This is a genomic window from Streptomyces sp. NPDC055013, assembly GCF_053608645.1.
The window spans coordinates 165,744-190,021 of record NZ_JBSGVW010000001.1; the positions used below are offsets into that span (position 1 = coordinate 165,744).

24 protein-coding genes are annotated in these 24,278 nt (G+C 71.3%); 12 read left to right on the forward strand and 12 right to left on the reverse strand.

Annotated elements, in window-relative coordinates; all coding sequences use genetic code 11:
- Positions 1–33: 33 nt before the first annotated feature.
- Positions 34–1,152: a helix-turn-helix domain-containing protein gene (locus tag ACWGDB_RS00695; protein ID WP_453820382.1), complete on the forward strand. Its 1,119-nt coding sequence runs from the start codon at positions 34–36 to the stop codon at positions 1,150–1,152.
- A gap of 12 nt (positions 1,153–1,164) precedes the next feature.
- On the forward strand, positions 1,165–1,746 hold the full coding sequence (locus ACWGDB_RS00700) for an HD domain-containing protein (protein ID WP_453820383.1): 582 nt from the start codon (positions 1,165–1,167) through the stop codon (positions 1,744–1,746).
- Positions 1,747–1,824: 78 nt separating this feature from the next.
- Here ACWGDB_RS00700 and ACWGDB_RS00705 read toward each other — a convergent pair whose 3' ends face one another.
- From ACWGDB_RS00705 to ACWGDB_RS00715, 3 genes are all read right to left on the reverse strand, one after another.
- Complete coding sequence (locus ACWGDB_RS00705) at positions 1,825–2,451, reverse strand: restriction endonuclease (protein WP_453820384.1); 627 nt, start codon at positions 2,449–2,451, stop codon at positions 1,825–1,827.
- 155 nt (positions 2,452–2,606) lie between these two features.
- The gene (locus tag ACWGDB_RS00710) at positions 2,607–2,915 is read right to left on the reverse strand and encodes a hypothetical protein (protein WP_453820385.1); all 309 of its coding nucleotides are present in this window, start codon (positions 2,913–2,915) and stop codon (positions 2,607–2,609) included.
- Positions 2,915–3,292, reverse strand: a complete 378-nt coding sequence (locus ACWGDB_RS00715; RefSeq protein WP_453820386.1) for a hypothetical protein — start codon at positions 3,290–3,292, stop codon at positions 2,915–2,917. Before ACWGDB_RS00715 ends, ACWGDB_RS00710 begins: the two co-directional genes overlap by 1 nt.
- A 246-nt stretch (positions 3,293–3,538) precedes the next feature.
- Here ACWGDB_RS00715 and ACWGDB_RS00720 point away from each other — a divergent pair, with 246 nt between their 5' ends.
- The 4 genes from ACWGDB_RS00720 to ACWGDB_RS00735 all read left to right on the forward strand — a co-directional run bounded on the left by ACWGDB_RS00720 (position 3,539) and on the right by ACWGDB_RS00735 (position 9,365).
- Positions 3,539–6,715 carry a cytochrome P450 gene (locus ACWGDB_RS00720; RefSeq protein ID WP_453820387.1) on the forward strand — a complete coding sequence of 1,059 codons (3,177 nt, stop codon included), beginning with the start codon at positions 3,539–3,541 and terminating at the stop codon, positions 6,713–6,715.
- Positions 6,716–6,739: 24 nt separating this feature from the next.
- Complete coding sequence (locus tag ACWGDB_RS00725) at positions 6,740–7,702, forward strand: phosphotransferase family protein (protein ID WP_453820388.1); 963 nt, start codon at positions 6,740–6,742, stop codon at positions 7,700–7,702.
- Positions 7,703–7,761: 59 nt separating this feature from the next.
- Positions 7,762–9,051, forward strand: coding sequence for an ROK family protein (locus tag ACWGDB_RS00730; RefSeq protein ID WP_453820389.1), 1,290 nt, complete (start codon positions 7,762–7,764; stop codon positions 9,049–9,051).
- 71 nt (positions 9,052–9,122) lie between these two features.
- Complete coding sequence (locus ACWGDB_RS00735) at positions 9,123–9,365, forward strand: hypothetical protein (protein ID WP_453820390.1); 243 nt, start codon at positions 9,123–9,125, stop codon at positions 9,363–9,365.
- 44 nt (positions 9,366–9,409) lie between these two features.
- Here ACWGDB_RS00735 and ACWGDB_RS00740 read toward each other — a convergent pair whose 3' ends face one another.
- The 3 genes from ACWGDB_RS00740 to ACWGDB_RS00750 all read right to left on the reverse strand — a co-directional run bounded on the left by ACWGDB_RS00740 (position 9,410) and on the right by ACWGDB_RS00750 (position 12,835).
- Positions 9,410–10,438: an SDR family oxidoreductase gene (locus ACWGDB_RS00740; RefSeq protein WP_453820391.1), complete on the reverse strand. Its 1,029-nt coding sequence runs from the start codon at positions 10,436–10,438 to the stop codon at positions 9,410–9,412.
- A gap of 84 nt (positions 10,439–10,522) precedes the next feature.
- A complete protein-coding gene (locus ACWGDB_RS00745) occupies positions 10,523–11,488 on the reverse strand; it encodes an SDR family NAD(P)-dependent oxidoreductase (RefSeq protein WP_453820392.1) in 966 nt (321 codons plus the stop codon).
- A gap of 324 nt (positions 11,489–11,812) precedes the next feature.
- Complete coding sequence (locus ACWGDB_RS00750) at positions 11,813–12,835, reverse strand: PHP domain-containing protein (RefSeq protein WP_453820393.1); 1,023 nt, start codon at positions 12,833–12,835, stop codon at positions 11,813–11,815.
- Between the two features lie 128 nt (positions 12,836–12,963).
- Between ACWGDB_RS00750 and ACWGDB_RS00755 the strand changes: the two genes are divergently transcribed.
- Positions 12,964–13,200, forward strand: coding sequence for a hypothetical protein (locus ACWGDB_RS00755; RefSeq protein WP_453820394.1), 237 nt, complete (start codon positions 12,964–12,966; stop codon positions 13,198–13,200).
- A gap of 18 nt (positions 13,201–13,218) precedes the next feature.
- On the opposite strand, the gene ACWGDB_RS00760 is transcribed toward ACWGDB_RS00755, so the two are convergent.
- Positions 13,219–14,448: a ricin-type beta-trefoil lectin domain protein gene (locus ACWGDB_RS00760; protein ID WP_453820395.1), complete on the reverse strand. Its 1,230-nt coding sequence runs from the start codon at positions 14,446–14,448 to the stop codon at positions 13,219–13,221.
- Between the two features lie 216 nt (positions 14,449–14,664).
- Here ACWGDB_RS00760 and ACWGDB_RS00765 point away from each other — a divergent pair, with 216 nt between their 5' ends.
- Positions 14,665–15,441, forward strand: coding sequence for a sulfite exporter TauE/SafE family protein (locus ACWGDB_RS00765; RefSeq protein WP_453820396.1), 777 nt, complete (start codon positions 14,665–14,667; stop codon positions 15,439–15,441).
- Here ACWGDB_RS00765 and ACWGDB_RS00770 read toward each other — a convergent pair.
- Both ACWGDB_RS00770 and ACWGDB_RS00775 read right to left on the reverse strand, forming a co-directional pair.
- Positions 15,438–15,899 carry a VanZ family protein gene (locus ACWGDB_RS00770; RefSeq protein WP_453820733.1) on the reverse strand — a complete coding sequence of 154 codons (462 nt, stop codon included), beginning with the start codon at positions 15,897–15,899 and terminating at the stop codon, positions 15,438–15,440. The genes ACWGDB_RS00765 and ACWGDB_RS00770 overlap by 4 nt on opposite strands.
- Before the next feature lie 767 nt (positions 15,900–16,666).
- Complete coding sequence (locus ACWGDB_RS00775; protein WP_453820397.1) at positions 16,667–17,329, reverse strand: DUF4230 domain-containing protein; 663 nt, start codon at positions 17,327–17,329, stop codon at positions 16,667–16,669.
- Positions 17,330–17,510: 181 nt separating this feature from the next.
- Between ACWGDB_RS00775 and ACWGDB_RS00780 the strand changes: the two genes are divergently transcribed.
- Positions 17,511–18,464, forward strand: a complete 954-nt coding sequence (locus ACWGDB_RS00780; protein ID WP_453820398.1) for a ribose-phosphate diphosphokinase — start codon at positions 17,511–17,513, stop codon at positions 18,462–18,464.
- Positions 18,465–18,481: 17 nt separating this feature from the next.
- Here the strand turns inward: ACWGDB_RS00780 and ACWGDB_RS00785 are convergent, their stop codons facing one another.
- Positions 18,482–18,862: an anti-sigma factor antagonist gene (locus ACWGDB_RS00785; protein WP_363036249.1), complete on the reverse strand. Its 381-nt coding sequence runs from the start codon at positions 18,860–18,862 to the stop codon at positions 18,482–18,484.
- A gap of 167 nt (positions 18,863–19,029) precedes the next feature.
- Positions 19,030–19,467 (reverse strand): MarR family winged helix-turn-helix transcriptional regulator, encoded by a 438-nt coding sequence (locus tag ACWGDB_RS00790; RefSeq protein WP_383601446.1) that lies wholly within the window; start codon positions 19,465–19,467, stop codon positions 19,030–19,032.
- A 103-nt stretch (positions 19,468–19,570) separates the two neighbouring features.
- On the opposite strand from ACWGDB_RS00790, the gene ACWGDB_RS00795 reads away from it, so the two are divergent.
- Both ACWGDB_RS00795 and ACWGDB_RS00800 read left to right on the forward strand, forming a co-directional pair.
- Positions 19,571–21,022 carry an aldehyde dehydrogenase family protein gene (locus tag ACWGDB_RS00795; RefSeq protein WP_453820399.1) on the forward strand — a complete coding sequence of 484 codons (1,452 nt, stop codon included), beginning with the start codon at positions 19,571–19,573 and terminating at the stop codon, positions 21,020–21,022.
- Between the two features lie 25 nt (positions 21,023–21,047).
- Positions 21,048–22,154, forward strand: a complete 1,107-nt coding sequence (locus tag ACWGDB_RS00800; protein WP_453820400.1) for an NAD(P)-dependent alcohol dehydrogenase — start codon at positions 21,048–21,050, stop codon at positions 22,152–22,154.
- A gap of 28 nt (positions 22,155–22,182) precedes the next feature.
- On the opposite strand, the gene ACWGDB_RS00805 is transcribed toward ACWGDB_RS00800, so the two are convergent.
- Positions 22,183–23,133 (reverse strand): NADP-dependent oxidoreductase, encoded by a 951-nt coding sequence (locus ACWGDB_RS00805; RefSeq protein WP_453820401.1) that lies wholly within the window; start codon positions 23,131–23,133, stop codon positions 22,183–22,185.
- A 71-nt stretch (positions 23,134–23,204) separates the two neighbouring features.
- Here ACWGDB_RS00805 and ACWGDB_RS00810 point away from each other — a divergent pair, with 71 nt between their 5' ends.
- Complete coding sequence (locus tag ACWGDB_RS00810) at positions 23,205–24,206, forward strand: GlxA family transcriptional regulator (protein ID WP_453820402.1); 1,002 nt, start codon at positions 23,205–23,207, stop codon at positions 24,204–24,206.
- Positions 24,207–24,278 lie beyond the last annotated feature (72 nt).

Genomic DNA, 24,278 nt, shown 5'->3' on the forward strand with positions numbered 1-24,278 from the left:
AGAGCCCCGTCGTGGGCGGGCAAGGGGGACGCCATGGGGCAGCAGGCGAACGGAACCCTGACCGGTGGTCAGGGAACGCCCGGGCGGGGCCGGGCCGGGATCATTTCGGGCTACGTCTTCCGGGTCATCCGTGAGCAGTTAGGGCACACACAAGACAGCCTTGCCGAGCTGTTCGGGGTGGCCCCGGATACGGTCGCCGGGTGGGAGACGGGGCGACGGCCGCTCACCTCGCTTCCGGTGGGCCAGATGCTGATGCATCGTCACAGGCTCATGCAGATGGGCACGGCGCCCGCCCTGCTCGCCGCCCTCGAACGCGCGATAGAAGCAGACATGCTGCTGGCCAGCGCGCTTGAGGACGAGGCGCCCTCCGGACCCAACCCCCTCGGCGCCTGGGTCATGCAGCGCAACCTCGTAGAGGTCCTGACCTGGTCTCTCAATGGCGTTGCGCCCAGCCCTGTGCGAGACCTCCCGGCACCCCCTCGTCCACGCCGCGGACCGGTGCCGACGGCGCCCGAGCTGCCCACGGTCGACCGACGCCGCTTCTACGGCCGCATGCGAGAGACCGCTGAGCAGGCCCGAGGTGGCCGGGACTTCCTGCTGCGCCGACAGGCCCTCTACCTTGCCGGGTTCGACCAGGACGCCGACACCTCCGAATGGCTGACGCACCAGCAGAGGACCGAGCGGCCGGACGACTGGCTGACGCAGTGGCTCAACTCCCGCTCCGTCGCTGCAGTGGCTGCGCGCCAGGGCGACCGGGACCGTATGACCCACTTCATCGGCCGCACTCTCGGCGACAGCGACCGGGCGGAGGCGGCGAACCTGAACTACTGGGCGTACTGGGTCGGGGAGTCCCCGCACGTCCAGCTGTCGGACGACTTCATTGGCGAAGTGGCACCCGGGCCCTGGCATGGCGAACGGCTGATGACCCACCTGGTCCGCGGCCTCACGCCGCGGCATGGGTTCTTCGACCTGAACGTCCACACCTTGTGGGCTCTGCTGGCTGCCCGCCCGAACCTGCTGCGGGCGCGTACGTCAGCCGGGCAGGCCCTGCGCGAACGCCTGCCGGTGATGTTGGATGACTCCCAGCTTTCGCCGCAGGCTCGGCGGGAGCTGGAGGGCATCCGGTACGCAATCCGCCTCGCCGAGGCGTGAAAGGGGACACCCGTGGGTGACCAGGACCTGGCGGACGTGGCTCACTTCCTGTGGGAGGCAGGCACGTTGAAGACGGCTCGGCGAACGGGCTGGTGGATGGCGGGCGTTCGTGACCCCGAGAGTGTCGCCGAGCATGCATGGCGCACGTCCGTCATCGCCTCGGTCATCGCCACCCTGGAGGGCGCTGACGCCGCACGGGCCGCGCACCTGGCGGTGTGGCACGACTCGCAGGAGACGCGCACGGGCGACGTGAACCACTTGGGGAAGAAGTACGCGGCCCCGGGCGACCCCGTGGCGGTGACCGCGGACCAGACGGCTGGCATGCCCGACGTCCTGCGCGACGCGGTCCGTGCGGTAATCGCCGAGTACGAGGCGCGCGAGACGCCCGAGGCCATCTGCGCACGGGACGCGGACAAGCTGGAGTGCATGTTGCAGGGCCTGGAGTACAAGGCGCAGGGGTACGAGGCGGCCCATCGATGGGTCGACAACAGCCGGGCCCGGATCGTCACAGAGTCCGGGCAGCGGCTGGCTGATCAGCTGCTGGCGCAGGCTCCCCTCGACTGGCTGCGCACGGCCATGTGCGAAAAGGGCTGAACGCGGACACGACGAAGCGCCCCTGCTTCGTCGCGGGGACGATGCAGGGGGCTGGACCGCTCGCGCTCTGGGCTGGTGCTACAGCATCCACGGGGCCGGGCCGGTGTGGGTGGCCCAGGCAGCCAGGGCGGCCTCATCGAACAGGCGGATCCCGTTACTGGCCGCGTACTGCGCGGCAGGCTTGGTGAACACCGACGTGGTGACGACTGTGGCGACGTGGGCGCCATGAACGCTGTAGCACGTCCCGCCGAAACGCTGGAGGTCCGGGCTGCCGACCTTGGTAGTGGGCCCGTACCGCTTGCACTGGATGACGATGCGTCGTCCGTCTGGCGCGTTGGCGATGACATCGGCCCCGAGGTCGCCCGCACCACCGACGACTCGGACACCTTGGCAACCGTCGCGTTCGCAGAGGAACGCGATCGCATGCTCGAAGTCACGTGGGCCCATAGCGTGGTAGCGCGCTACCTCGGTGGATTGCAGGGTGCGGATGTGCTGGAGTTCGGCGGCCTGGCGAGCTCGCCGCTTGCCCAGGGCGATGACGCCGCCGACGAGGGGCAGGAGCAGGAGTAAGGCGGCTGCGCCGTTTCCGTCAGTCCACATGAGTAGCGCGGCCGGGACGAGGACGGCCGCTGCGGCCCCTAGAAGGCAGCCCCCGGCACCGGTTGCTTCGGATGGTCGGGTAATGCTGCGTGCGGGCGTGCCCATCGTCCCCCCAGGGTCGTGCGTGTTGATGTGGGAATCCTGCTCGGCGTGGGCGTGCTGTGTGGGTGATGTGTCCGTGTTGTGACCCTGGGGCGGGTGGCGGAGCGAACGCCCTCGCCGCACGGTGTCGCCCTTGGTGGCCCGGATAAGATTTGCGATCACGCGTCGTTCATCCCCTCCTCGGGGGTTGGGTGGACGAGGCACATAACCCCGCTCGGGTCGCACACCCCTCGCGCGCCGTTGACGTGCAGCTTCATCGGAATCGCGGGCAACCCCTCTCGGTGGGGAGTGGCGGACGAATCGGTCACACGGCGCGCCGAGCGCCACAGCGCGACCATGCCCGACATGCCCACCAGCAGCACGCCTGCCGCTTCGTCGATGGCGAACGCGATCGCGACCAGGACTCCGCCAAGGATGGCCAGCACGCACGTCCCGGCCGCCCGGCTCCGCTCCTCCTCGGCGCCCATCAGAACGCCTCGTAGACGTGCTCGCCGAGCCAGTTTGCGGCCTGTGCGAGCGGCACACCGGCGACCCGGCGACTCCTGCCGAGGTGCCCCTTCAGCTTCACCCGGGTCTCACGGGTGCCGTCGGCGTCAACGTCACGGGAGAACGCCCCAGGGGAACCGGCGGGCGGTGGCGCCGTCCAGACCGGCCGCGACGAGCCGCGTACGCACGGGCTGCGGCTGGCCGGTGTTGACGGCGCGAACGGCGCGCTGCGTAGCGCGGCTCTCAGCCGTACGTCGGCGGATGACGGCAGACAGCGCGCGACGGTGGGCGCGGCGCTCACGGTGGGCAGTGCGTTCGGATGTGGGTCCGGCTCCTTGATCGGAAGGATCTGGATCAAGGCCCCGCGTTGGTGATGGCGTCATCTTCCGGGGCCGCCGCCGTCTCACACATGTCTCACGCACGGCGTGTGAGACGGCGGAATCGGAGCCTCTGACCTGGACGTGGAGTGGCCCTGCGGGCTCACGCAAGATCCCTCGGACAGTTTCGACTGCACAATCATGTAGTGCGGGGGTGCGCCCGGCCAGGACCCCTCGCTCACGCTTGACCGCAGTACTCCCGTACCGCGAAAGGCACTTGTCGCGCCATGCCCCCCACCGCGTTGCACCCCCAGCCCCTCGACGCCCTTCCCGGCGTCCCCGTCGTCGACATCACCGCCGTAGGACCCGGCCGTACCCCGATCCAGCAGGTCATGGAGCTGATGCGGGAGCACGGGCCGGTGCTCGTGCGGCGGCTGCACGGGCGGGACGCACTGTTCACCGCCGACCTGGAAATGGTCGCCGACCTCGCGGACGAGAAGCGGTTCGCCAAGCACGTCGGTCCCGCCCTGGAGAACGTGCGGGAGTTCGCCGCCGACGGGCTGTTCACGGCCTACAACGACGAACCGAACTGGGCCAGGGCGCACGACATCCTGATGCCCGCGTTCGCGCTCGGCTCGATGCGCACCTACCACCCGGTGATGCTGAAGGTGGCCCAGCGGGTCCTCGCGTCCTGGGACCGTGACGCTCGGGACGGGCAGCCGGTCAATGTCCCCGACGACATGACCCGCATGACCCTCGACACCATCGGGCTGGCCGGCTTCGGCTACGACTTCGGGTCGTTCGAGCGGGCCGAGCCGCACCCCTTCGTCGAGTCGATGGTCCGCTGCCTGGAGTGGAGCATGAACCGGCTCGCCCGCGTCCCGGGCCAGGACCACTCCGCCGCCGACGCGGCCTTCCGGGACGACTCCGACTATCTCGCCCAGGTCGTCGACGACGTCATCGCCTCCCGCGCCGGTACCGACCAGCGCGACGCCGAGGACCTCCTCGGCCTGATGCTCACCGCCGAGCACCCGAAGGACGGCAGCACCCTCGACGCGGCCAACATCCGCAACCAGGTCATCACCTTCCTGATCGCCGGCCACGAGACGACCTCCGGCGCGATGTCCTTCGCCTTGTACTGCCTGGCCAAGCACCCGACCGCGCTCCGGCTCGTGCAGCGCGAGGTCGACGAGCTGTGGGGCGACCAGGCCGACCCCGAGCCGACGTACGACGAGGTCGGCAAGCTGACGTACACCCGCCAGGTCCTCAACGAGGCGCTGAGGCTGTGGCCCACGGCCGCCGCCTTCAGCCGCCACGCCCTCGAAGACACGCTGCTCGGCGGGCGCATCCCGCTGCGTGCCGGGCAGCCCGTCACCGTGCTCGCGCCGATGCTGCACCGGCAGCCGGTCTGGGGCGACAACCCCGAGCTGTTCGACCCCTCCCGCTTCACGCCGGAGGCCGAGGCGGCCCGCTCGGTGCACGCCTTCAAGCCGTTCGGCACCGGTGAACGTGCCTGCATCGGGCGGCAGTTCGCCCTGCACGAGGCGACCATGCTGCTGGCGATGCTGGTCCACCGGTACCGGCTGCAGGACCACGCCGACTACCGCCTCACGGTCAAGGAGACCCTCACCCTCAAGCCCGACGGCTTCACCCTGACCCTGACTCCGCGCACCCCCGCCGACCGCGTGCACACCCCGCTGCCCGGCGCCGCCCCCGCGGCCGCGGAAGCCGTGTCCGACACGGCCGCCCTCCCCGCCCGGGTCCGCCCCGGCACCAGCGCCCTGTTCCTGCACGGCAGCAACTACGGCACCTGCCGCGACTTCGCCGCCCAGCTCGCCGACGAGGCCGCCGCCATCGGCTGCGAGACGCAGGTCGCGGCGCTGGACGACTACGCCGGAGGTCTGCCCACCGACCGCCCCGTCGTGATCACCGCCGCCTCCTACAACGGCCGCCCCACCGACGACGCCACCGCCTTCGCCACCTGGCTGGACGACGCGCTGGACGCCACGGACGTCACCTACGCCGTCCTCGGCGTCGGCGACCGCAACTGGGCCGCCACCTACCAGCACGTCCCGACCCGCATCGACGAGCGCCTCGCCGAACTCGGCGCCACCCGCCTCGTCGACCGCACCGCCGCCGACGCCTCCGGCGATCTGACCGGCGCGGTACGGGACTTCACGACCAAACTCCGCACCGCGCTCCTGGAGCAGTACGGCGACCCGGACGCCGCCGTCCCGGCCGACCACGAGCCGACGACCGCGTACGAGGTCCGCACCCTGACCGGCGGCCCCCTGGACGCCCTCGCCGAACGGCACGGCCTCGTCCCCATGACCGTCACCGAGGCGTACGACCTCACCGCACCCGGCCACCCGCGCCGCAAGCGCTTCGTCCGCGTCGCCCTGCCGGACGGCGTCACCTACCGCACCGCCGACCACCTCACCGTCCTGCCCGCCAACGCCCCGGCCCTGGTGGACCGCGCCGCCGCCGCACTCGGCGTGGACCTCGACTCCGTCCTGGACATCCGGCCGACCCGCCCGCGCCGCGACGGCCTCGCGGTGGACCGGCCTTTGACGGTACGTCAACTCCTCACGCATCAAGTCGAGTTGCAGGAGCGACCCGGCGCCGCGCAGCTCTCCGTCCTCGCCGCCGCCAACCCGTGCCCGCCGGAGCGCATGGCGCTGGCCAACCTCGCCGACGATCCGCGCACCCTGGTGGAGCTGATCGAGGACTTCCCCGCCCTGCGCGGCGCCCTGGACTGGCCGCGGCTCCTGGAGATCCTGACCCCGCTGCGCCCGCGCCACTACTCCGTCTCGTCCTCGCCCGCCGTCGACCCGGGCCACGCGGACCTGATGATCTCCCTGCTCCAGGGCCCGGCGCGGTCCGGCAGGGGCACCTACCGCGGCACCGGGTCCGGACACCTCGCCACCGTCCGGCCCGGCGACACGGTGTACGCCCGCGTCCAGCCCTGCCGGGAGGTCTTCCGGATCGACGCCGACGCGCCGGTCGTCATGGTCGCCGCGGGCACCGGCCTCGCCCCGTTCCGCGGCGCGATCGCCGACCGTACGGCGGCCCTCGCGGCCGGCGCCGAACTCGCCCCGGCCGTCTGCTACTTCGGCTGCGACGCCCCCGACGCCGACTACCTGCACGACGAGGAACTGCGCGCCGCCGAGGCCGACGGAGCCGTCTCGCTCCGCCCGGCCTTCAGCGCCGCCCCGTGCGGCGGCGTGGCCTTCGTGCAGCACCGGATCGCCGCCGAGGCCGACGAGGTCTGGGAGCTGCTCGGTGCGGGTGCCCGGGTGTACGTCTGCGGGGACGGTTCGCGGATGGCGCCGGGCGTGCGGGAAGCGTTCCGTACGCTGTACCGGGAGCGCACGCCGGGTGCCGACGACGCGGCGGCCGGGCAGTGGCTCGACGCATTGGTCGCGGACGGCCGTTACGTGGAGGACGTCTACGCGGCCGGCTGACCGAAGGGGCGGGGTGGGCGCACGGTGGCGGACTCCTGGAAACGGGCCCGGCAGGTCCTGGACGCGGCGGGCATACCGCCGGAACACCTCACCCACCTGCGCCCGCTGCCGGGCGGCACCTACAACACGGTCGAGGAGCTGCTCCTCGCGGACGGCCGCCGGTACGTGCTGAAGGTGCCGCCCGCGCCGACCGTCCCGGGACTGCGGCACGAGCGTCGGCTGCTGGTGTCCGAGGCCGAGTTCTACCGCGCGGCCGCCAAGGCGGACGTTCCCGCACCGCGTGTGGTGGCCGGCGGTGACCTGCTGCTGATGACGGCCTGTCCCGGCGAGCCCTGGAACGGTGAGCTCACCGAGGTCGAACGGGCGGATCTGCGCAAGGAGTTGGGCCGTCAGGTGGCCCGCCTGCACCGGGTGACCGGACCGGGCTTCGGCTATCCCTCCGGTGCCCTCGGCCCGCTCGCCGCCGACTGGCGCACCGCGTTCACCGGGATGCTCGACGCCATCCTCGACGACGCCCGCCGCTACGGGGCCCGGCTGCCCCGTCCCGCCGACGCCGTGGCGCACACGCTCCGGGCCGCCCACGACGCACTCGACGACGTCACCGTCCCGTGTCTGGTCCACTTCGATCTGTGGCAGGGCAACATCCTGGTGGACCGCACATCGGGGGAGGCCCGGATCGGCGGCCTCATCGACGGGGAGCGGATGTTCTGGGGCGACCCGCAGGCCGACTTCGTCTCCCTGGCGCTCCTGGGCGACATCAAGAAGGACCAGGCGTTCCTCGCCGGCTACCGGGAGGCCGGGGGACGGGCCGACTTCGACGTCCCGGCCCGGCTGCGGCTGGCCCTCTACCGCTCCTACCTCTACCTGATCATGCTCACGGAGACGATCCCCCGCGCCGTGGGCCCCGCACAGCACCGCTGGGTCCAGGACACGGTCGCTCCGGAGCTCGTGGCGGCGCTGGCCGAGATCGAGGATCTGACGTCGTAGGCCACAATGGGGGACGATTCGAACAGGGCGCGGAGCAGGGCCGATGGAAGGGGAGCCGCATGACGGGGCGGAACGGGCGCACGGTACGGGACCTCAGACGCGGCAACCGCACGGCCGTGCTGCAGCGCCTCTACTTCGACGGCCCCCTCAGCCGCTTCGAACTCGGCCCCGCGACCGGGCTCAGCTCCGGTTCCGTCAGCAACGTCGTCGCGGAGCTGATCGCCGACGGTCTCGTCGAGGAGGCCGGCAGCGTCGACTCCGACGGCGGCCGGCCCCGCATCCTGCTGCGCGTCGCGCCCGGCAGCGGCCACATGATCGGCGTCGACGTCGGCGAGACCCGGGTGCGGATCGGGCTGTTCGACCTGACCCTCACCGAACTCGCCCGTGCGGAGAGGCCGTTGGCGCAGCAGGGGTACGAGGTCGAGGGCATCGTCGGTCATGTGCGCGACGGCATCACCGAGGTGCTCGCGGGCGCCGGCGTCGGACCCGAGCGGCTCCTCGGCGTAGGCATCGGCGTCCCCGGGATCGTCGAGCGCACGCCGGAGCTCGGCGCCGTGGTGCACGGACAGACGATCGGCTGGGACGCGGTGCCGCTGGAGCAGCGCCTGCGCGACGGCTCCCAACTCCCGGACTCCGTCCCGTACTTCATCGACAACGGTGCCCGGACCCTCGGCCAGGCCGAGATGTGGTTCGGCGGCGGACGCGGCGCCCACAACGCGGTCGTGGTCCTCTTCGGCTCCGGCGTCGGCGCCTGCCTGGTCACCCCCGAGGTCGAGCACGGCCGGGCCGTCGAATGGGGGCATCTGACGGTGCGGGTCCGGGGGCGCCGCTGCCGCTGCGGTGCGCTCGGCTGCCTGGAGGCGTACGCGGGCGCCGAGTCGCTGCTCGCGCGCTGGCGCGAGGAGGGCGGGAGCCTGCCGGAGGGCGCCGACGAGGAGACCGCGCTGGCGGCGCTGCTGGCCGGCGCATATCCGTCCGAGGGCGGCATGGCCGACCCGGTGGCGCTCGCCGTACTGGAGGAAACCGCCGAGTATCTGGGCGCGGGCCTGTCCGACCTGATCAACCTCTTCCAGCCCGAGCGCATTCTGATCGGCGGCTGGGCGGGCCTGAGGCTCGGCGCCCGCCTCCTGCCCGCCGTACGCCGTCACGCCGCCGCGTACGCCCTGCGGCATCCGGCCGGGAAAGTCACGATCGACCTGGGCAAGCTCGGCCCGGACGCCGTCACCGTCGGTGCCGCGATCCTGCCGCTCGCCGACTTCTTCGCCCGCGGTGGCCGACGCGCCGAGCCCGCGACCGAGGGCCCGACGCCCGCCTGGCACACAACCCTGGCGGAGCGGGTGGCGCGCTGAGGTTTCGCCGGCGGCCCGGGCGGTACTCGCGGTCCTTCGGACGACCTTGGACGACGCGAAAGAGGTGCACCATGGCCGACGACCGTCGCGAGGCGCCGGAACAGACCGGCGAGCCGATACCGAGGGATCTGCCGGACCAGCAGGCCACCACGGGGGAGGACCCGTGGGAGGTGCCGGCCGGGCCGGCAAAGGACACGACCACCGAAGCGGACGACGTGCCCGACACCGATGAGGCGGGCACGGGCCGGCAAGGCGCCCGGCAGTCCGGTGCGGTCCACCCCGAACACCCGGCGCCCGAGGAGTCGCCGGGCTGAAAGACGGGTTCCGGCAGGGGCCGAGCGGGGCCGCGGGGCGTGGGTCAGCCCACCTTGCGGCCCCGCATGGGCTCCGTCGGAGCGCCTTCACCACGCTGGAGGCCCTGCACGAACTCCTCCAGCACCTCGGTCGCCGTGCGCTCCGGCCGCCAGCCCAGTTCCGTACGGGCCCGCGTGCAGTCCATCAGGGGCAGCCCGAGGACCGCGTCGAAGAGGTGCGGGGAAGCGGGGAGCAAGTGCAGCCCCCATGCGGCGGCGATCGCCCTGCGGGCCGCCGTGCGCGGCAGCCGGACCGGGCGGGCCCCGAGCATCTCGCCCAGCACCCTGGCGTCGACGGGCGGCTCGGCCGCCAGGTTGAACGCACCGCGTACGTCGGACTTCACGGCGAGCTGATACGCCGTGGCCGCGTCGTCGGTGTGCAGGGCCTGCACGCGCAGTCCCGGGATGTCGGGCAGGAACCGCAGCAGCTCGGGCCGCGCCAGCGGTCCCGGCAGGAAGCGGCCCCCGAAGATGCGGCGCTGTTCGCTCGCCGACTCCCGCTTGAACAGGAACGCCGGGCGCATCCGCACCACCCGCACCCTGGGGTGGGCCCGGTCGAAGGTGTCCAGCGCCCGTTCCAGGTAAGCCTTCTCCCGGCAGTACGCGGCGTCCGGCCAGCCGTGCGTCGGCCATGACTCGTCCACGGCGTGGTCCTTCGGCCCCGGGGAATACGCGCCGACCGACGACGCGTGGACCAGCGCCGGGACCCTTGCCGCCGCCACCGCCTCGAAGACCTGCATGCCGCCCAGCACGTTCGTGCGCCACGTCATCGCCGGATCGTGCGTCGGCTGGAACGCCCAGGCCAGATGGATGACGGCGGCGGCACCCTCGAACATGTCCGCCAGGTCGGAGCGGTCGGACGCCAGGTCCACCGCCGCCCACTGCGTCTTCGGCGGCGACCAGTCGGGGATCCGGCGGGCCAGCCCCAGTACGGAGCCGACCTCCGGATCCTCCGAGAGGAGCCGCACCACACTCGTACCGACATTGCCCGTGGCACCGGTGACAACGATCCTTCGGGCGTCTTCGCTGCTCACCTGCGGCTCCTCCCGGAGAGTGGGGACGGGAACCCCCGAGTACCCCCGTCGGGGAGCCCTTGCACACGGCGGGCACGGACGTGGCTAGGCGGCGAACGCGTTCACGCCCGTCAGCTCCGCCGACAGCGTCCACAGCCGCGCCGCCTGCTCCGGGTCGGTGGCCCAGTCCTTGACCCCACTGCGCTCTTCGTCGTCGTCGGAGGCGGGCTCCGCGATGTCGCAGTCCTCCAGATAGACCCCGCCCATGCCGTTCAGCTGCGGTGACGTCGCGGCCCACACCTGCGTGGCCGCGCCCTGCTCGGCGGTCTTGAAGGCCTCGGGGTGGAGCATGTTGCCCTGCTCGTCGATCCAGCCGCGCTCCACCATCTCCTCCTTGGCGAGGTGGCGCTGCAGCGGGGTGAGGATGCCGCCCGGGTGGAGCGAGAAGGCCCGTACCCCGTGCTCGGCGCCGAGCCTGTCGAGGTGGACGGCGAACAGGACGTTCGCGGTCTTCGCCTGCCCGTACGCCTCCCACTTGTCGTAGCCGTGGCGCCAGTGGACGTCGTCCCAGCGGATCCCGGAGAGGTGGTGGCCGCGCGAGGAGACCGACACCACGCGGGCGCCGCCGGGTTCGATCGCCGGCCACAGCCGGTTGACCAGGGCGAAGTGACCGAGGTGGTTGGTCGCGAACTGTGCCTCCCAGCCCGGCCCCACCCGGGTCTCGGGGCAGGCCATGATCCCGGCGTTGTCGATCACGAGGTCGACCGTGCGGCCGGAGGCGAGGAAGCGCTCGGCGAAGCCGCGCACGCTCTCCAGGTCGCCCAGGTCCAGCTTGTCCACCTCGACGCCGGTGAGGCCGGACAGCGCCTCCTCGGCGGCGGCGCGGCGGCGGGCGGGGACGACGACACGGGCGCCCGCCTTGGTGAGGGCCCGCGTGGTCTCCAGGCCGAGACCGGAGTAGCCGCCGGTGACGATCGCGAGCTTTCCGGTCAGGTCGATGCCCTGGAGGACGTCGTCCGCGGTGCTGGTGGCCCCGAAGCCGGAGCCGATCTTGTGCTGTGCAGTGCTCATGTGCGGAACGCTACGAATTGGAGCGCTCTCGAAGTCAAGCCGACCTGTGGGACACGCCCGAACAGGAAAAAGCCCCGGCCGGACGGGGGAGTTCCGGTCGGGGCGGTCTTCAGGTGTGGGCGCGGATGGCGGTCGCCTCTCGGCGAAAGGCTCCACAGGGCTTCAGCCGAACGATCGTCCCTGTGGGCAAAGGTGAGGCCCGGGGACACTGTCCCATCCGCACCCACGGCTGGTTCAACGGGAAACTATCGGCGGGTGTTCCTGCGTTCGCCCCGAAGCGCGGTGATGTGCGTCACGCTCCGCCACCGTTCGCTGCCGCCCCGCTCACTTCACCGCTGACTTGTCACGCGTCCAGGCCAGCAGCTCGTCCGCCGTCCAGGTGGTGACCACCCGTTCGGCGGGCACCTCGCACTCCTCCGCCCGGGCACAGCCGTACCGCTGCCAGTCGAGCTGTCCTGGCGCGTGCGCGTCGGTGTCGACGGAGAACAGCACGCCCGCCGCCACGGCCCGCCGCAGCAGCCGCCGGGGCGGGTCCAGCCGCTCCGGCCGGCTGTTGATCTCCACCGCCGTACCGGACTCGGCGCACGCGGCGAACACCTCGTCCGCGTCGAACTCCGACTCGGGCCGGCCCCGCCCGGTGATCAGCCGTCCGGTGCAGTGGCCGAGGATGTCCGCGTGCGGACTGCGTACGGCGGTGACCATCCGGCGGGTCATCGTGCGGGCGTCCATCCGCAGCTTGGAGTGGACGGACACGACCACCACGTCGAGCCGTTCCAGCAGCTCGGGTTCCTGGTCGAGCGAGCCGTCGTCCAGGATGTCGCACTCGATGCCGGTGAGCAGCCGGAAGGGCGCCCAGGCCGAGTTCAGTTCCGCCACCACGTCCAGCTGCTCGCGCAGCCGGTCCGCCGACAGCCCGCGGGCGACGGTCAGGCGCGGCGAGTGGTCGGTCAGCACCGCCCAGTCGTGGCCGAGCTCGGCCGCCGTCCGGCCCATCTCCTCGATCGGGCTGCCGCCGTCCGACCAGTCGGAGTGCAGATGGCAGTCCCCGCGCAACAGCTCCCACAGCCGGTGGCCGTTCACGGGCGGCTCGGCCGCCGGTCGCTCCTCCAGGTCCGTCAGATAGGCGGGCACCTGACCGGCCAGCGCCTCGCGCACCACCTGGGCCGTCTTGGGGCCGACGCCCTTGAGCGCCTCCAGTGTCCCGGCCTCCGCCCGCGCCCGCACCTCGTCCGCGGGCAGCCCGGCCAGCACACGCGCGTCCGTACGGAAGGCGCGTACGCGATACGTCGGCTCCAGGGACCGCTCCAGCAGGAACGCGATCCTGTTCAGCGCGTCGACGGGATCCATCGGCACCTCCTCCTCCAGGGTTCCCCGGCCCTGCCGCGCCCGCACGGTGGCGGACGGTGCGGCGCGGTTCCGTGTTTGCGGTCCGCCTGAAGGATTCGTTGACGCGGGTTGCGTTCTACGCTCTATTCATGACCGAAAGCGCGAGCCCGCACATTTCACAGCCGCGGATCATGGTGCTCGGGGTTCAGCCGGGCACGCCTCCGTTCCGCATCATGGAGATCGACGGTGAAGTCGTCGGTCAGCCGAGGACGATCACCGACGTCCTGGAGTACGCCGCAGCGTTCGGCATCACGGTCCATGACCTGGACGACCCGGACGTGGTCCGCTGGGTCGGCGGAGACAAGTTCACCTGGCACCACCGCTAGGGGTGGTGGACGGCCCGGTCAGCCGACCGTCCATTTCTGGTTTCCGCCGCCGCTGCAGGTCCAGATCTGCAGCCGGGTGCCGTTGGCCGAGTTGTTGCCGGTCACGTCGAGGCACTTGTCGGCCTGAGGATTGACGATGTCGCCCGCAGCGGTGGCCGTCCATCTCTGGTTGGGGCCGCCGGTGCAGTCCCACAGCTGGACCGTCGTGCCGTCCGCCGTGCCGTTGCCGGTGGCGTCCAGGCACTTGCCGAGCGCGCGGAGCGTGCCGCCGGAGCCCACCGACCACTGCTGGGCCGCGCTGCCGTTGCAGTCGTAGAGCTGCACGGGCGTGCCGTTCGCGGGGTTCGCCCCGGCCACGTCCACACACTTCCCGGCCAGCCCCCTGATCGCGCCGCCGGCCGGGCTGTCGCCGGTCGTCACCGAGACGTGGTCCACCAGCAGTTGCTGCGGGAACACCGTGGAGCCGTCCGGGTCGCCGGGCCAGTAGCCGCCCACCGCGAGATTCAGGATCAGGAAGAACGGCTTGTTGAAGACCCACTGCCTGCCGCCCAGGTCGGCGGGTGTGCGCCGCTGGTAGACGTTGCCGTCCACGGACCAGGTGATCGAGTCGGGTGCCCAGTCGACGGCGAAGGTGTGGAAGGCGTCCGCGAAGGCCTGTCCGTTCGGGAGGGAGTAGCCGGCGCCTATCCCGCCCGACCCGGAGTAGCCGGGACCGTGGATGGTGCCGTGGACCGTCGAGGGCTCGAAGCCGACGTTCTCCATGATGTCGATCTCGCCCGAGTCCGGCCAGTTGACCGGTGTGCCGAGCATCCAGAACGCGGGCCACATGCCCTGCCCCCGCGGCACCTTCATGCGCGCCTCGATGTGCCCGTACTGCGCGGTGAACTTGCCGGAGGTGTTCAGCCGGGCCGAGGTGTACTGACAGGTGCCGTACCAGCACTGGTAATTCGCGGGGTTCTCGCGCCGGGCGGTGATCACCAGGTGGCCCTGGCCGTCCAGCGCCGCGTTCTTGTTGCCGGACGTGTAGTACTGCCGCTCGTGGTTGTTGACGTTGTCGCCGGTCTCGATCTGCCACTTCGACGAGTCGACAGCGGCGCCCGCGGGCCCGTCGAAGCTGTCGGAGAACGTCACCGCGGCGGCCGAGACGTCCGGAGGTTCGGCCTGCGCGGGGCCGATCGCGGCGGACGCGACCAGGACGGCCGACAGGGCGGCGAGCAGAGCGCCGCGGAGCAGGCGTGGGGAGGCCATCGTGCTCCCTTCCATGCGGCGGCCCGTGCGGGACGGGGTGCGCCGACCGAGGTGGGGGGGGGTGAAGGTGTCGCCACTTGATTTAAGGAGTGAGGTAAGAGGCCGTCAATACCTTGGTACGGACCAGAGCTTGAGTGTCCGGATCTCGCGGAGAGATCGCCCCCACCCGGCATGGTTCGTCCGCTGCCGAAGAGTCGGGTTCCTAGGCTTCTCGCCATGAACGCCGCACACATCGGTGAGCTGCTCGCCATTTTGGGCGCGGGCATGGCCGCCGGTGCCGTCAACGCCGTCGTCGGCTCGGGGACGCTGATCTCGTTCCCGGTCCTGCTCGCGACCGGCCTGCCACCCGTCACCGCCACGGTCTCCAACGCGCTCGGGCTGATCCCCGGCTCGATCAGCGGAGCCATCGGCTACCGCGAGGAACTGCGCGGTCAGCGCCGGCGCCTGCTGAAGTGGGGTGCCGGCGCCGCCCTCGGCGGGCTCAGCGGCGCCACGCTGCTCCTCGCCCTGCCCGCCTCGGCGTTCGAACGGATCGTGCCCGTCCTCGTGGGCCTCGCCCTAGTGCTGGTCGTCCTCCAACCGCTGATCAGCGGGAAACTGAGCAGCCGCCGGGCACGGAAGGGGAAGACGCCGCGTCCCGACGGCGGCCCCCTGCTGCTCGTCGGACTGACCCTGGCCAGCGTCTACGGCGGCTACTTCGCGGCCGCCCAGGGCATCATCTACGTCGCCCTGATGGGCATGCTCCTCGACGACAGCCTGCAACGCCTCAACGGGGCCAAGAACGTACTCGTCGCGGTGGTCAACTCCGTCGCCGCACTGTTCTTCCTCGTCGCCGCGGAGTTCGACTGGACGGCCGTGGGCCTCCTCGCGATCGGATCCGCAGCCGGCGGCCTCCTGGGAGCCAGGACCGGCCGCCGGCTGCGCCCCGCGGTCTTGCGCGCGTTCATCGTGGTCGTCGGCACGGTGGCCATCGTCCAGTTGGTGCTGCGTTAGGCCTTCGCGGGGCGAGACCCCCGGGCGTGCACCACGCGGCTCAGTCGCCGGCCCAGCAGGAGATAGCCGATCAGGGCGCCGGTGGTGTTGAGGATGACGTCGTCGATGTCGAAGGCGCGTCCCGTCACCATGGCACCCTGCGCGAACTCGACCAGGAGCATGACCGTCGCCGTCAGCAGCAGGACGCGCAGGACTCCGCGTGTTCGTGGGGCGACGACGGGAACGAGGATGCCGAACGGGACGCCCAGCAGGATATTGCCGCCGATCTGCTTCACCGCGTCGCGCAGTTCGGGCTGGTCCAGATAGGCCCTCAGCGAACTGCCCGGCTGCAGGTTGGTGTGCGTCAGCGCCTCGGACGCGGGGGAGGGCTGCAGGGTGAGCTTCGCCAGCACGACCGCGAAGGCGACCATGAACGCGAAGGCGCACAGCATGGCGAGGAGACGGGCGAGAAAGCGCAGAGGGCTTCGCCTCGGTCGCGTGGTGCGTGCGGTTGTGGCGGCGCGCTCGGACCTGGCCGTGCGTCCCGACTTCGCGGTGTGCCCGAACCTGGCGCGGAGTCCGGGCTTGGCGGTGCCTCCCGATTTCGCGCGGCCCGCGGTCCTGCCCGCGCCCCGTGACTTCGAGCCGCCTGCGAAATGTGCTGCCTCTCGCCACTTCGCGCCCAATGCGGACTTGAGGGAACCCGCGGACTTCGAGCCCCTCGCGGACTTGCCGGAACCCGTGGCCTTCGCTCCTCCTGCCGCCTTGGCGGCACCTCTGGATTTGGGAGTGCCGGGGTGCAACGCGGCACGCGAACGTGAGGTCCCACCGGCCATGCGATCCTCCAGTCTTCAACGTCCTGTCGTGGTGAGCCGTTTACCCCGGTACCGCGTCGAGATGCCCAGCGAGGTGGCGCCCGGTATCACAGCCGCCCACGGTTTCCCTTCACGCCGTCGGGCATCCGGGCGGGGGCCGCGCGTGCCGCCGCCTCCGTCATCCGGGGTGGTGTTCGGATGACGCGGACTGGCATCGGCCTCGCCGGAGCGCCCGCACGGCTTCGCCGCTCCAGCGCTCCGGCAGTCGGCGGGGCGCGTGCTCCCTGTGGGCGTACGAGAGTCCTCCGAAGGGGCCGTTGCTGTCGTGGGCCCCGTCGTCGAAGGCCTGCCCGCCGGGCGGCGTCCGGCATGCCCTTCGCCGGAGCGCGCCCGCCGTGCAGGCGTTCGGGAACATCACGAAGTGCCACGCATCAGGCCTCGTACGTCACCTTCACCTCCTTGAAGCCGAGGGAGTGGAGGAGGCCTTCGAGCATGCCGGTGGTGTTGGTCTCGGCGCGGGCGGTCAGTTCGCTGTCCTTGGCCGCGTCGCCGATGTGCTTCACCGCCAGTTTCTGCACGGCCTGCTCGCTGTTCGGGTTGTCCGAGAAGACGTCGCCGAGGCGGTCGAGGAGACCGCGCTGCTTGGAGACGGCGTAGGAGCGGTCGGGGTCGAGGGACGGTTTGCCGAGGGCGGCGTGCGGCAGGCGGAGCGTGGCGGACGTACGGTCGCCGTTGACCGTGACGTCGTCCTCGCCGACCTTGCCGAGATCGACGTAGGCGTCCACGGTGCCCGCGCCGACGTACAGCGTGCGGGAGCCGCGGATCGCGTCGGGCAGGAACTTGGCGTCCTTCTCCAGATCCACGACGATCTGGAAGTTGCCGGAGGCGGCGTCGTAGCGGCTCATGTCCTGGATGGACTGGAGCAGTGCGGGACCCGAGCGGTCGTTGGTCTCGGTGCCGAACAGGTCCTTGAGGCCGGGGAGCACGCTGAACCGGATCCCGGCGAAGAAGACGACGAGCACCAGTACGAGGGCGCTCACCACCTTCGCCCAGCCGGGCATGCGCTTGTTGATGCGCTTGATGGGAGTCGTCATGTCGACGTTCCTCCTTCCCTGCCCTTCGGATACCCCCAATCCCCCTGGAGGACCGGACCGGTGGCCGATTGGCACCTCCGACCCGGGCAGGGATGTCCAGGCCCGCGGGGGCGCTGCAACGTTTCTGCCGAGGTCAGTAGCATGAGTCCGCCACCCGGAATGATCATTCGAGGAGCGGATCGTGCGAGAGATCGCCGTGTTCAGCGGTAGTGCCCACCCCGAACTGGCGGCGGAGGTCTGCGCGCATCTGGGGGTGCCGCTCAGCCCCAGCCGGGTCAGCCGGTTCGCCAACGACTGCCTGGAGGTACAGCTCCAGGCCAACTGCCGGGAACGGGACGTCTTCCTGATCCAGCCCCTGGTCCGACCCGTCCAGGAACACCTCGTCGAGCTGCTGCTGATGTGCGACGCCGCCCGCGGTGCCTCCGCGCGCCGGATCACCGTCGTCATGCCGCACTACTCCTACGCCCGCTCCGACAAGAAGGACGCACCCCGCATCTCCCTCGGCGGCCGGCTCGTCGCCGACCTGATGGTGTCGGCCGGCGCCGGCCGCGTCCTCGCGATGACGCTGCACTCGCCCCAGGTGCACGGCTTCTTCACGGTGCCGGTCGACCACCTGCACGCGCTGCGCGAACTCGCTTCGCACTTCCGGCAGTACGACCTCTCCCGCACGACCGTCGTCTCGCCCGACCTCGGCAACGCCAAGGAGGCCGCCGCGTTCGCGCGCCTGATCGGCGCCCAGGTCGCCGCCGGTGCCAAACAGCGGTTCGCGGACGACCGGGTCAGCATCAACTCCGTCATCGGTGAGGTGACCGGGCGGGACGTCATCATCCTGGACGACGAGATCGCCAAGGGCAGTACGGTCCTCGAACTCCTCGACCGGCTGCGGGAGCTGGGGCCGCGCTCGATCCGTGTCGCCTGTACGCACGGTCTGTTCGCGTCCGGCGCGCTGAAGCGGATCGGCGAGCAGCCCGACGTACTGGAGATCGTGTGCACCAACACCGTGCCGGTGCCGGCGGAGGAGCGCACCGAGAAGCTGCGGATCCTGTCCATCGCGCCGGCGCTCGCCGAAGCCGTACGCCGCATTCACAACGGGGAGTCCGTCAGCGCCCTGTTCGACGCGCCGGGAACCGCATAGCAGGGGGGCCAGGGCCCTCATAACGTGCCGGACGTGGCCTCCGGCTGGTTCAGGGCCGCGTCCAGGGTGGGATGCGGGGGCAGCAGCCGCGACAGGCCGGTGATCCTCAGGACGCGCAGGGTGAGCGGGTGGGTGCAGACCAGGTGTAACTGCCCGCCGTGGTCGAGCGTCCGGCCGCGGGCCCGGTACAGCAGGCGCAGTCCGGAGCAGTCGAAGAACTCGACCATTCTGAGGTCGATCACGATCCGCGCGTCGGGGTGCGCCGTGACCCGGTCCAGGTACGGGGCGATCTCCACCGCGGCGGCGATGTCGATCTCGCCGCGGAACTCCAGCACCGTGTGCTCGCGGTGCCGATGGACGCGCAGATGCCGGCTGAACGGCGCAGGTTCCTGCTGCACGACGACATCGCCTCCAACCTGCTCAGGTGCGGCGGGGATGCAGCCTGAGTGAGCGCAAATCCGTTCCCCGCACTGCAAGTTACCCTCGATTGAGCGAATCTGAGCATGTTCGATTGACATATGTCTTTGATTTGCGACAGAGGCTTCGCGTGATGTCCGGGGTGTGACTACGACAGTGCGTGCCAGGCCTTGGAGAGTGCCTGGCGGAACTGCTCGGCCTGATGGGCCGTGAGATCCCGCACCATCTGCTCCTCCAGCTCCCGCACGGGCCCCGCGTGCCGCGCCAGCAGCTCACGCGCGGCGTCGGTCAGCAGGATCAGCAGCTCCCGGCGATTGTCGGGATTGCGCTCCCGTCGCACCAGTCCACGGTTCTCCAGAGACCGTACGAGATCGGCGATCGACTGCGCCGTGACGAAGGAGTCGCGGGCCAGCTGCGCGGCCGACAGTCCGTCGTGACGTTCCAGGACGGTGAGCGCCGTGTACTGCAGCGCGGTGATCCCGGACGGCTTGACCAGCTCGTCCAGGTGGGAGCGCACGACCAGCTCCACCTGCTTCACCATGTAGAGAAGCGAGGGGTGGGCCTTGGCTGCCTGGGTGTCGAGCATGACTTCAGCCTAGAGCATTGACAGGAATCCTGTCTGTAATGAGACTGCGAACAAACAGGAATCCTGTTGGTTGAAATCTTGGCGATGAGGCTGAGGAGCGGTGATGACCACCTTCGAGATCGAACCCCGTCGGTTGTTCATCGGGGGCCGGTGGCGCGAGGCCGCCGACGGAGCGCGCGCCGAGGTGGTCGACCCGTCCCGCGGCACGGTCGTCACCACCGTCGCGGACGCCGGTGCCGCCGACGTGGACGCGGCCGTGCGCGCCGCGCGGGAGGCCTTCGACGACGGTGCCTGGGCCGGGCTGAGCGGCCGCGAGCGCGGCCGGGTGCTGCACCGTGTCGCCGAGCTGATCCGGGAGAACGCCGACACCGTCGCCGAGCTGGAGAGCCGCGACGTCGGCAAGCCGATCACGCTCGCCCATGCCGTCGACGTCACCAACGCGGCCAACGACTACGAGCACTTCGCCGCGCTCGCCCACTCCTTGGACGGCTCCGTCCGGGACACGCCCATGAACGCCCTCGCCTACGTCCGTCGCCGGCCGATCGGGGTGATCGCGGCGATCACGCCGTACAACTTCCCCCTGATCCTGGCCGGTTCGAAGATGGCCCCGGCGCTCGCGGCCGGTAACACGGTGGTGCACAAGCCCGCCGAGGAGACCCCGCTGAGCGCCCTGTACATGGCCGAACTCTTCAAGCGCGCCGGTGTCCCGGACGGCGTCGTCAACGTCGTCACCGGTGGCCCCGCGGCCGGTGAGGCGCTGCTGCGGCACGCGGGAGTGGACAAGGTCGCCTTCACCGGCTCGACCGCGGTCGGCCGCAAGGTCGCCGCCCTGGCCGGTGAGTCGCTCAAGCCCGTGACCATGGAGCTCGGCGGCAACGCGGCCCACCTCGTCTTCGAGGACGCCGACCTGGAGAAGGCCGTCGGGGCGATCATCAAGGGGTTCGTCTTCAATACCGGGCAGTTCTGCATGGGCGGCCCGCGCCTGCTGGTGGCCCGCCAGGTCCACAGCACGCTGCTCGGCATCCTCGCCGACGCCGTGCCCGGCGTTCCGCTGGGCGACCCCCGCAAGCCCGAGACGGTCATCGGCCCGATGGCGGGGGAGCGGCATCTGCGCAAGGTCGAGGAGTACGTCGAGCTGGCCCGCAAGGAAGGCGGCCGTATCGTCTGCGGCGGCGAGCGGCTCGACCTCGACGGGGGCTACTACTACAAGCCCACCGTGATCGCCGACCTGCCGAACGACTCCCGCGTGATCCAGGAGGAGATCTTCGGTCCGGTCCTCACCGTCCAGCCCTTCGACTGCGAGGACGAGGCGGTCGAGCTGGCCAACTCCACGCCGTACGGACTGGCCTCCGGCGTCCAGACCGGCAACCTGGCCCGCGCCCACCGGGTCGCCGACCGGCTCCGGGCCGGCATCGTCTGGGTCAACGACTGGGCGATGCTCGACCCCGCGGTGCCTTTCGGCGGGGTCAAGGACTCCGGATTCGGCCGGGAGTACGGGCCCGAGGCGCTCGACGCCTACACCACGACCAAGTCCGTCGTCGTCTCGCTCGACTGAGCGCCCCTGCCAAGGAGTTCGTACGATGTCCATCCCCACCCGTGCCGCCGTCGTCGAGTCCGGCGGAGCACCCTTCACCCTCTCCGACGTCGAGCTCGACGCGCCCGGACCGCACGAGGCCGTCGTCCGCATGACAGCGGCCGGCCTGTGCCACACGGACCTCGGCGTGGCGAGCGGCGGACTGCCCTTCCCGCTCCCCGGCGTCCTCGGACATGAGGGCGCGGGCGTCGTCGAGGCCGTCGGCCCGGCGGTGACCGGCGTCGCGCCGGGCGACCACGTCGTGCTGTCCTTCACCTCGTGCGGTGACTGCCGCAACTGCCGTGGCGGGCACCCGGCGTACTGCGCGACCTGGCTGCCGCTGAACCTCATCGGCGGCCGACGGGCGGACGGCAGCAGCACGATCAGCCGGGGCGGCGAGGAGCTGGGCGGACACTTCTTCGGTCAGTCGTCCTTCGCCGAGCGGGCGTTGGTGGACGAACGCAGCCTGGTGAAGGTCGACCCGGAGGTGCCGCCGGCCTCGATCGCCCCGCTCGGCTGCGGGGTGCAGACCGGAGTCGGCGCCGTATGGAACGTGCTGAAGCCGGTCACCGGCAGCACCGTCGTCGTCCTGGGCGCGGGAGCCGTCGGCCTCTCCGCGGTCATGGCCGCCGCCCTCACCCCGGCCACCAGCATCGTCGCCGTCGACCGGGTCGCCGAGCGCCTGTCGCTGGCGCAGGAGTTGGGCGCCACCCACACCGTCGACGCCGCCGAGACCGACCTCGGCGAGGCGCTCGCCGAGATCACCGGGGGTCGGGGCGCCGACGGTGTCGTCGAGACCACGGGCAACGTCGGCGTCCTGCGCCGGGGTGTCGACGCGCTCGCCGCCCGCGGCACCCTGGTCGTGGTGGGCGCCCCGCCGTTCGGCACCGAAGTCGCCCTGGACGTCAACGGTCTGCTCGGCGGCAAGCAGATCGTCGGCCTCACCCTCGGCGACGCCGAGACGCAGACCTTCATCCCCGCCCTGGTCCGGCTCGTGAAGGAAGGGCGGCTCCCGCTGCACCGCCTGATCAGCACCTATCCGTTCGCGGACATCGATCAGGCGGTGCGGGACATGAGCGCGGGCAAGGCGATCAAGCCCGTGCTGACGTTCTGACCCGGCCGGCCGGGCCAATCGATCTGCCTCAGTCGACCGTCAGGACCAGCTTCCCCGTGGTCCGGCCGGTGTCGCCCAGCGCATGCGCCTCGGCGGCATCGGCCAACGGGAACGTGCCGGCGATCTCGGCGCGCAACTGGCCCTTGTCGACCAGGTCCGCGATCGCCCGCAGGTCGGCGCGGTCGGAGTCCACGAGCATCCGCAGCGCACGGACACCGAGCCGCTCGGCCTCCTGGTAGAAGTAGTCCGAACCGACCGGCAGGATCGAGACGACCACGCCGCCCGGGCGCAGCACGCTCAGCGAGCGCACCGACGTCTCACCGCCCAGGGTGTCCAGGACGACGTCCACGTCCTTCGCGGCCTCGGCGAAGTCGGTCTCCCGGTAGTCGATCAGCTCGTCCGCGCCCAGGCCCCGCAGGAAATCGTGCTTGCCCGCGCTCGCCGTGCCGATCACATACGCCCCCCGTGCCTTGGCGATCTGCACGGCCACGTGCCCGACCCCGCCGGCGGCCGCGTGGATCAGTACCCGCTGCCCCGGCTGCACGTCCGCGTACTCCACCAGGGCCTGCCAGGCGGTGAGGGAGACCAGCGGCAGCGCACCCGCCTGGACGTGGTCGACCGAGGCCGGCTTGTGCGCGAAGACGCGCGCCGGTGCGGTGACGTACTCGGCGTGCGAGCCATGGCCGAACGGGTACGACAGCATGCCGAAGACCTCGTCGCCGGGCCGGAACCGGACGACGCCGATACCGACCGCCTCGACCACGCCCGAGACGTCCCAGCCCAGGACGAAGGGCGGCTCGCCCAGGAACCCGCCGTTGTCGCGGTGCTTCCAGTCGGTCGGATTGAGGCCTGCTGCGCGTACGCGGACCAGTACCTCGTTGGGGCGCGGGGTGGGGCGCTGAACTTCCACTTCCTTCAGGACCTCGGGGCCGCCGAGAACGTCCTGGCTGATGGCTCGCATCGTGTTCACAGTGCTCATGGTGAACCAGCCTGCCGGGAGCCGCCGCCTCGGGAAATGGCACGATTGCCAACCTTCGATAGGATCGTGCCATGCGTGATGAGCGGTGTGGTGAGCGGCGGCATGGTGAGCGACGCGCTGACGGTCGGGTAGAGCGCGTCGTGGTGCTGGCCCTGGACGGCGTCTACCCCTTCGAGCTGGGCATCCCCAGCCGGATCTTCGGCGCGGCCGACGGCCGGTACGAGGTGCTGACCTGCAGCGTCGACGGCGGGCCGGTGCACAGCAACGCCGACTTCACGATCGGTGTGCAGCACGGCCCGGAGATCCTCGCTACCGCCGACACCGTGGTGGTCGCCTCCATGGCCGTCCCGTACATCCCCGTGGAGCTGCCCCCCGAGGTCGCCGACGCGCTCGCGCGGATCCGCCCGGACGCACGCATCGTGTCGATCTGCACCGCCGCCTTCGTCCTCGCCGCGGCGGGCCTCCTCGACGGCCGCCGGGCCACCACGCACTGGCAGGTGACCGAACCGTTCCGACGCCGGTTCCCGCACGTCGACCTCGACCCGGACGTCCTCTTCGTCCACGACGGCCGGATCCTCACCTCGGCGGGCGCCGCCTCCGGCGTCGACGTCTGCCTGCACATCGTGCGCACCGACCACGGCAGCGAACTGGCCAACGCGGTCGCCCGGCGCTGTGTCGTGCCCCCCTTCCGGGACGGCGGCCAGGCCCAGTACATCGAGCAGCCCGTTCCCGAGAGCGGCGCCGCGAGCACCGCCGCCACCCGGTCCTGGGCCCTGGAGCGCCTCGCCGAACCCCTCACCCTGGCCGACCTCGCCGGCCATGCCCGCATGAGCCTGCGCACCTTCGCCCGCCGCTTCCACGACGAGGTCGGCATGAGCCCCGGCCGCTGGCTGATCCAGCAGCGCGTCGCCCGCGCCCGGCACCTGCTGGAGTCCAGCGACCTCTCGGTGGACCGGATCGCCGGCCAGGTCGGCTTCGCGACGGGCGCCTCTTTGCGCCAGCATCTGCACGCGGCGATCGGTGTGTCACCGCAGGCGTATCGCCGTACGTTCCAGACGGCCGCCGCTCGGTAACCGCTCGGCAACCTCTCCGCCCCCGCGCGGTGACCGGTTTGGTCAACTGTGCTGGTCAGTAAAGGCATTTGT

Coding starts and splice junctions, on each gene's coding strand:
- ACWGDB_RS00805 (WP_453820401.1), bottom strand. CDS start 23,133: ATGAGCACTGTGAACACGATGCGAGCCATCAGCCAGGACGTTCTCGGC.
- ACWGDB_RS00710 (WP_453820385.1), bottom strand. CDS start 2,915: ATGGGCGCCGAGGAGGAGCGGAGCCGGGCGGCCGGGACGTGCGTGCTG.
- ACWGDB_RS00730 (WP_453820389.1), top strand. CDS start 7,762: ATGACGGGGCGGAACGGGCGCACGGTACGGGACCTCAGACGCGGCAAC.
- ACWGDB_RS00705 (WP_453820384.1), bottom strand. CDS start 2,451: ATGGGCACGCCCGCACGCAGCATTACCCGACCATCCGAAGCAACCGGT.
- ACWGDB_RS00750 (WP_453820393.1), bottom strand. CDS start 12,835: ATGGATCCCGTCGACGCGCTGAACAGGATCGCGTTCCTGCTGGAGCGG.
- ACWGDB_RS00755 (WP_453820394.1), top strand. CDS start 12,964: ATGACCGAAAGCGCGAGCCCGCACATTTCACAGCCGCGGATCATGGTG.
- ACWGDB_RS00760 (WP_453820395.1), bottom strand. CDS start 14,448: ATGGCCTCCCCACGCCTGCTCCGCGGCGCTCTGCTCGCCGCCCTGTCG.
- ACWGDB_RS00775 (WP_453820397.1), bottom strand. CDS start 17,329: ATGACGACTCCCATCAAGCGCATCAACAAGCGCATGCCCGGCTGGGCG.
- ACWGDB_RS00745 (WP_453820392.1), bottom strand. CDS start 11,488: ATGAGCACTGCACAGCACAAGATCGGCTCCGGCTTCGGGGCCACCAGC.
- ACWGDB_RS00800 (WP_453820400.1), top strand. CDS start 21,048: ATGTCCATCCCCACCCGTGCCGCCGTCGTCGAGTCCGGCGGAGCACCC.
- ACWGDB_RS00795 (WP_453820399.1), top strand. CDS start 19,571: ATGACCACCTTCGAGATCGAACCCCGTCGGTTGTTCATCGGGGGCCGG.
- ACWGDB_RS00720 (WP_453820387.1), top strand. CDS start 3,539: ATGCCCCCCACCGCGTTGCACCCCCAGCCCCTCGACGCCCTTCCCGGC.
- ACWGDB_RS00765 (WP_453820396.1), top strand. CDS start 14,665: ATGAACGCCGCACACATCGGTGAGCTGCTCGCCATTTTGGGCGCGGGC.
- ACWGDB_RS00695 (WP_453820382.1), top strand. CDS start 34: ATGGGGCAGCAGGCGAACGGAACCCTGACCGGTGGTCAGGGAACGCCC.
- ACWGDB_RS00735 (WP_453820390.1), top strand. CDS start 9,123: ATGGCCGACGACCGTCGCGAGGCGCCGGAACAGACCGGCGAGCCGATA.
- ACWGDB_RS00790 (WP_383601446.1), bottom strand. CDS start 19,467: ATGCTCGACACCCAGGCAGCCAAGGCCCACCCCTCGCTTCTCTACATG.
- ACWGDB_RS00810 (WP_453820402.1), top strand. CDS start 23,205: ATGCGTGATGAGCGGTGTGGTGAGCGGCGGCATGGTGAGCGACGCGCT.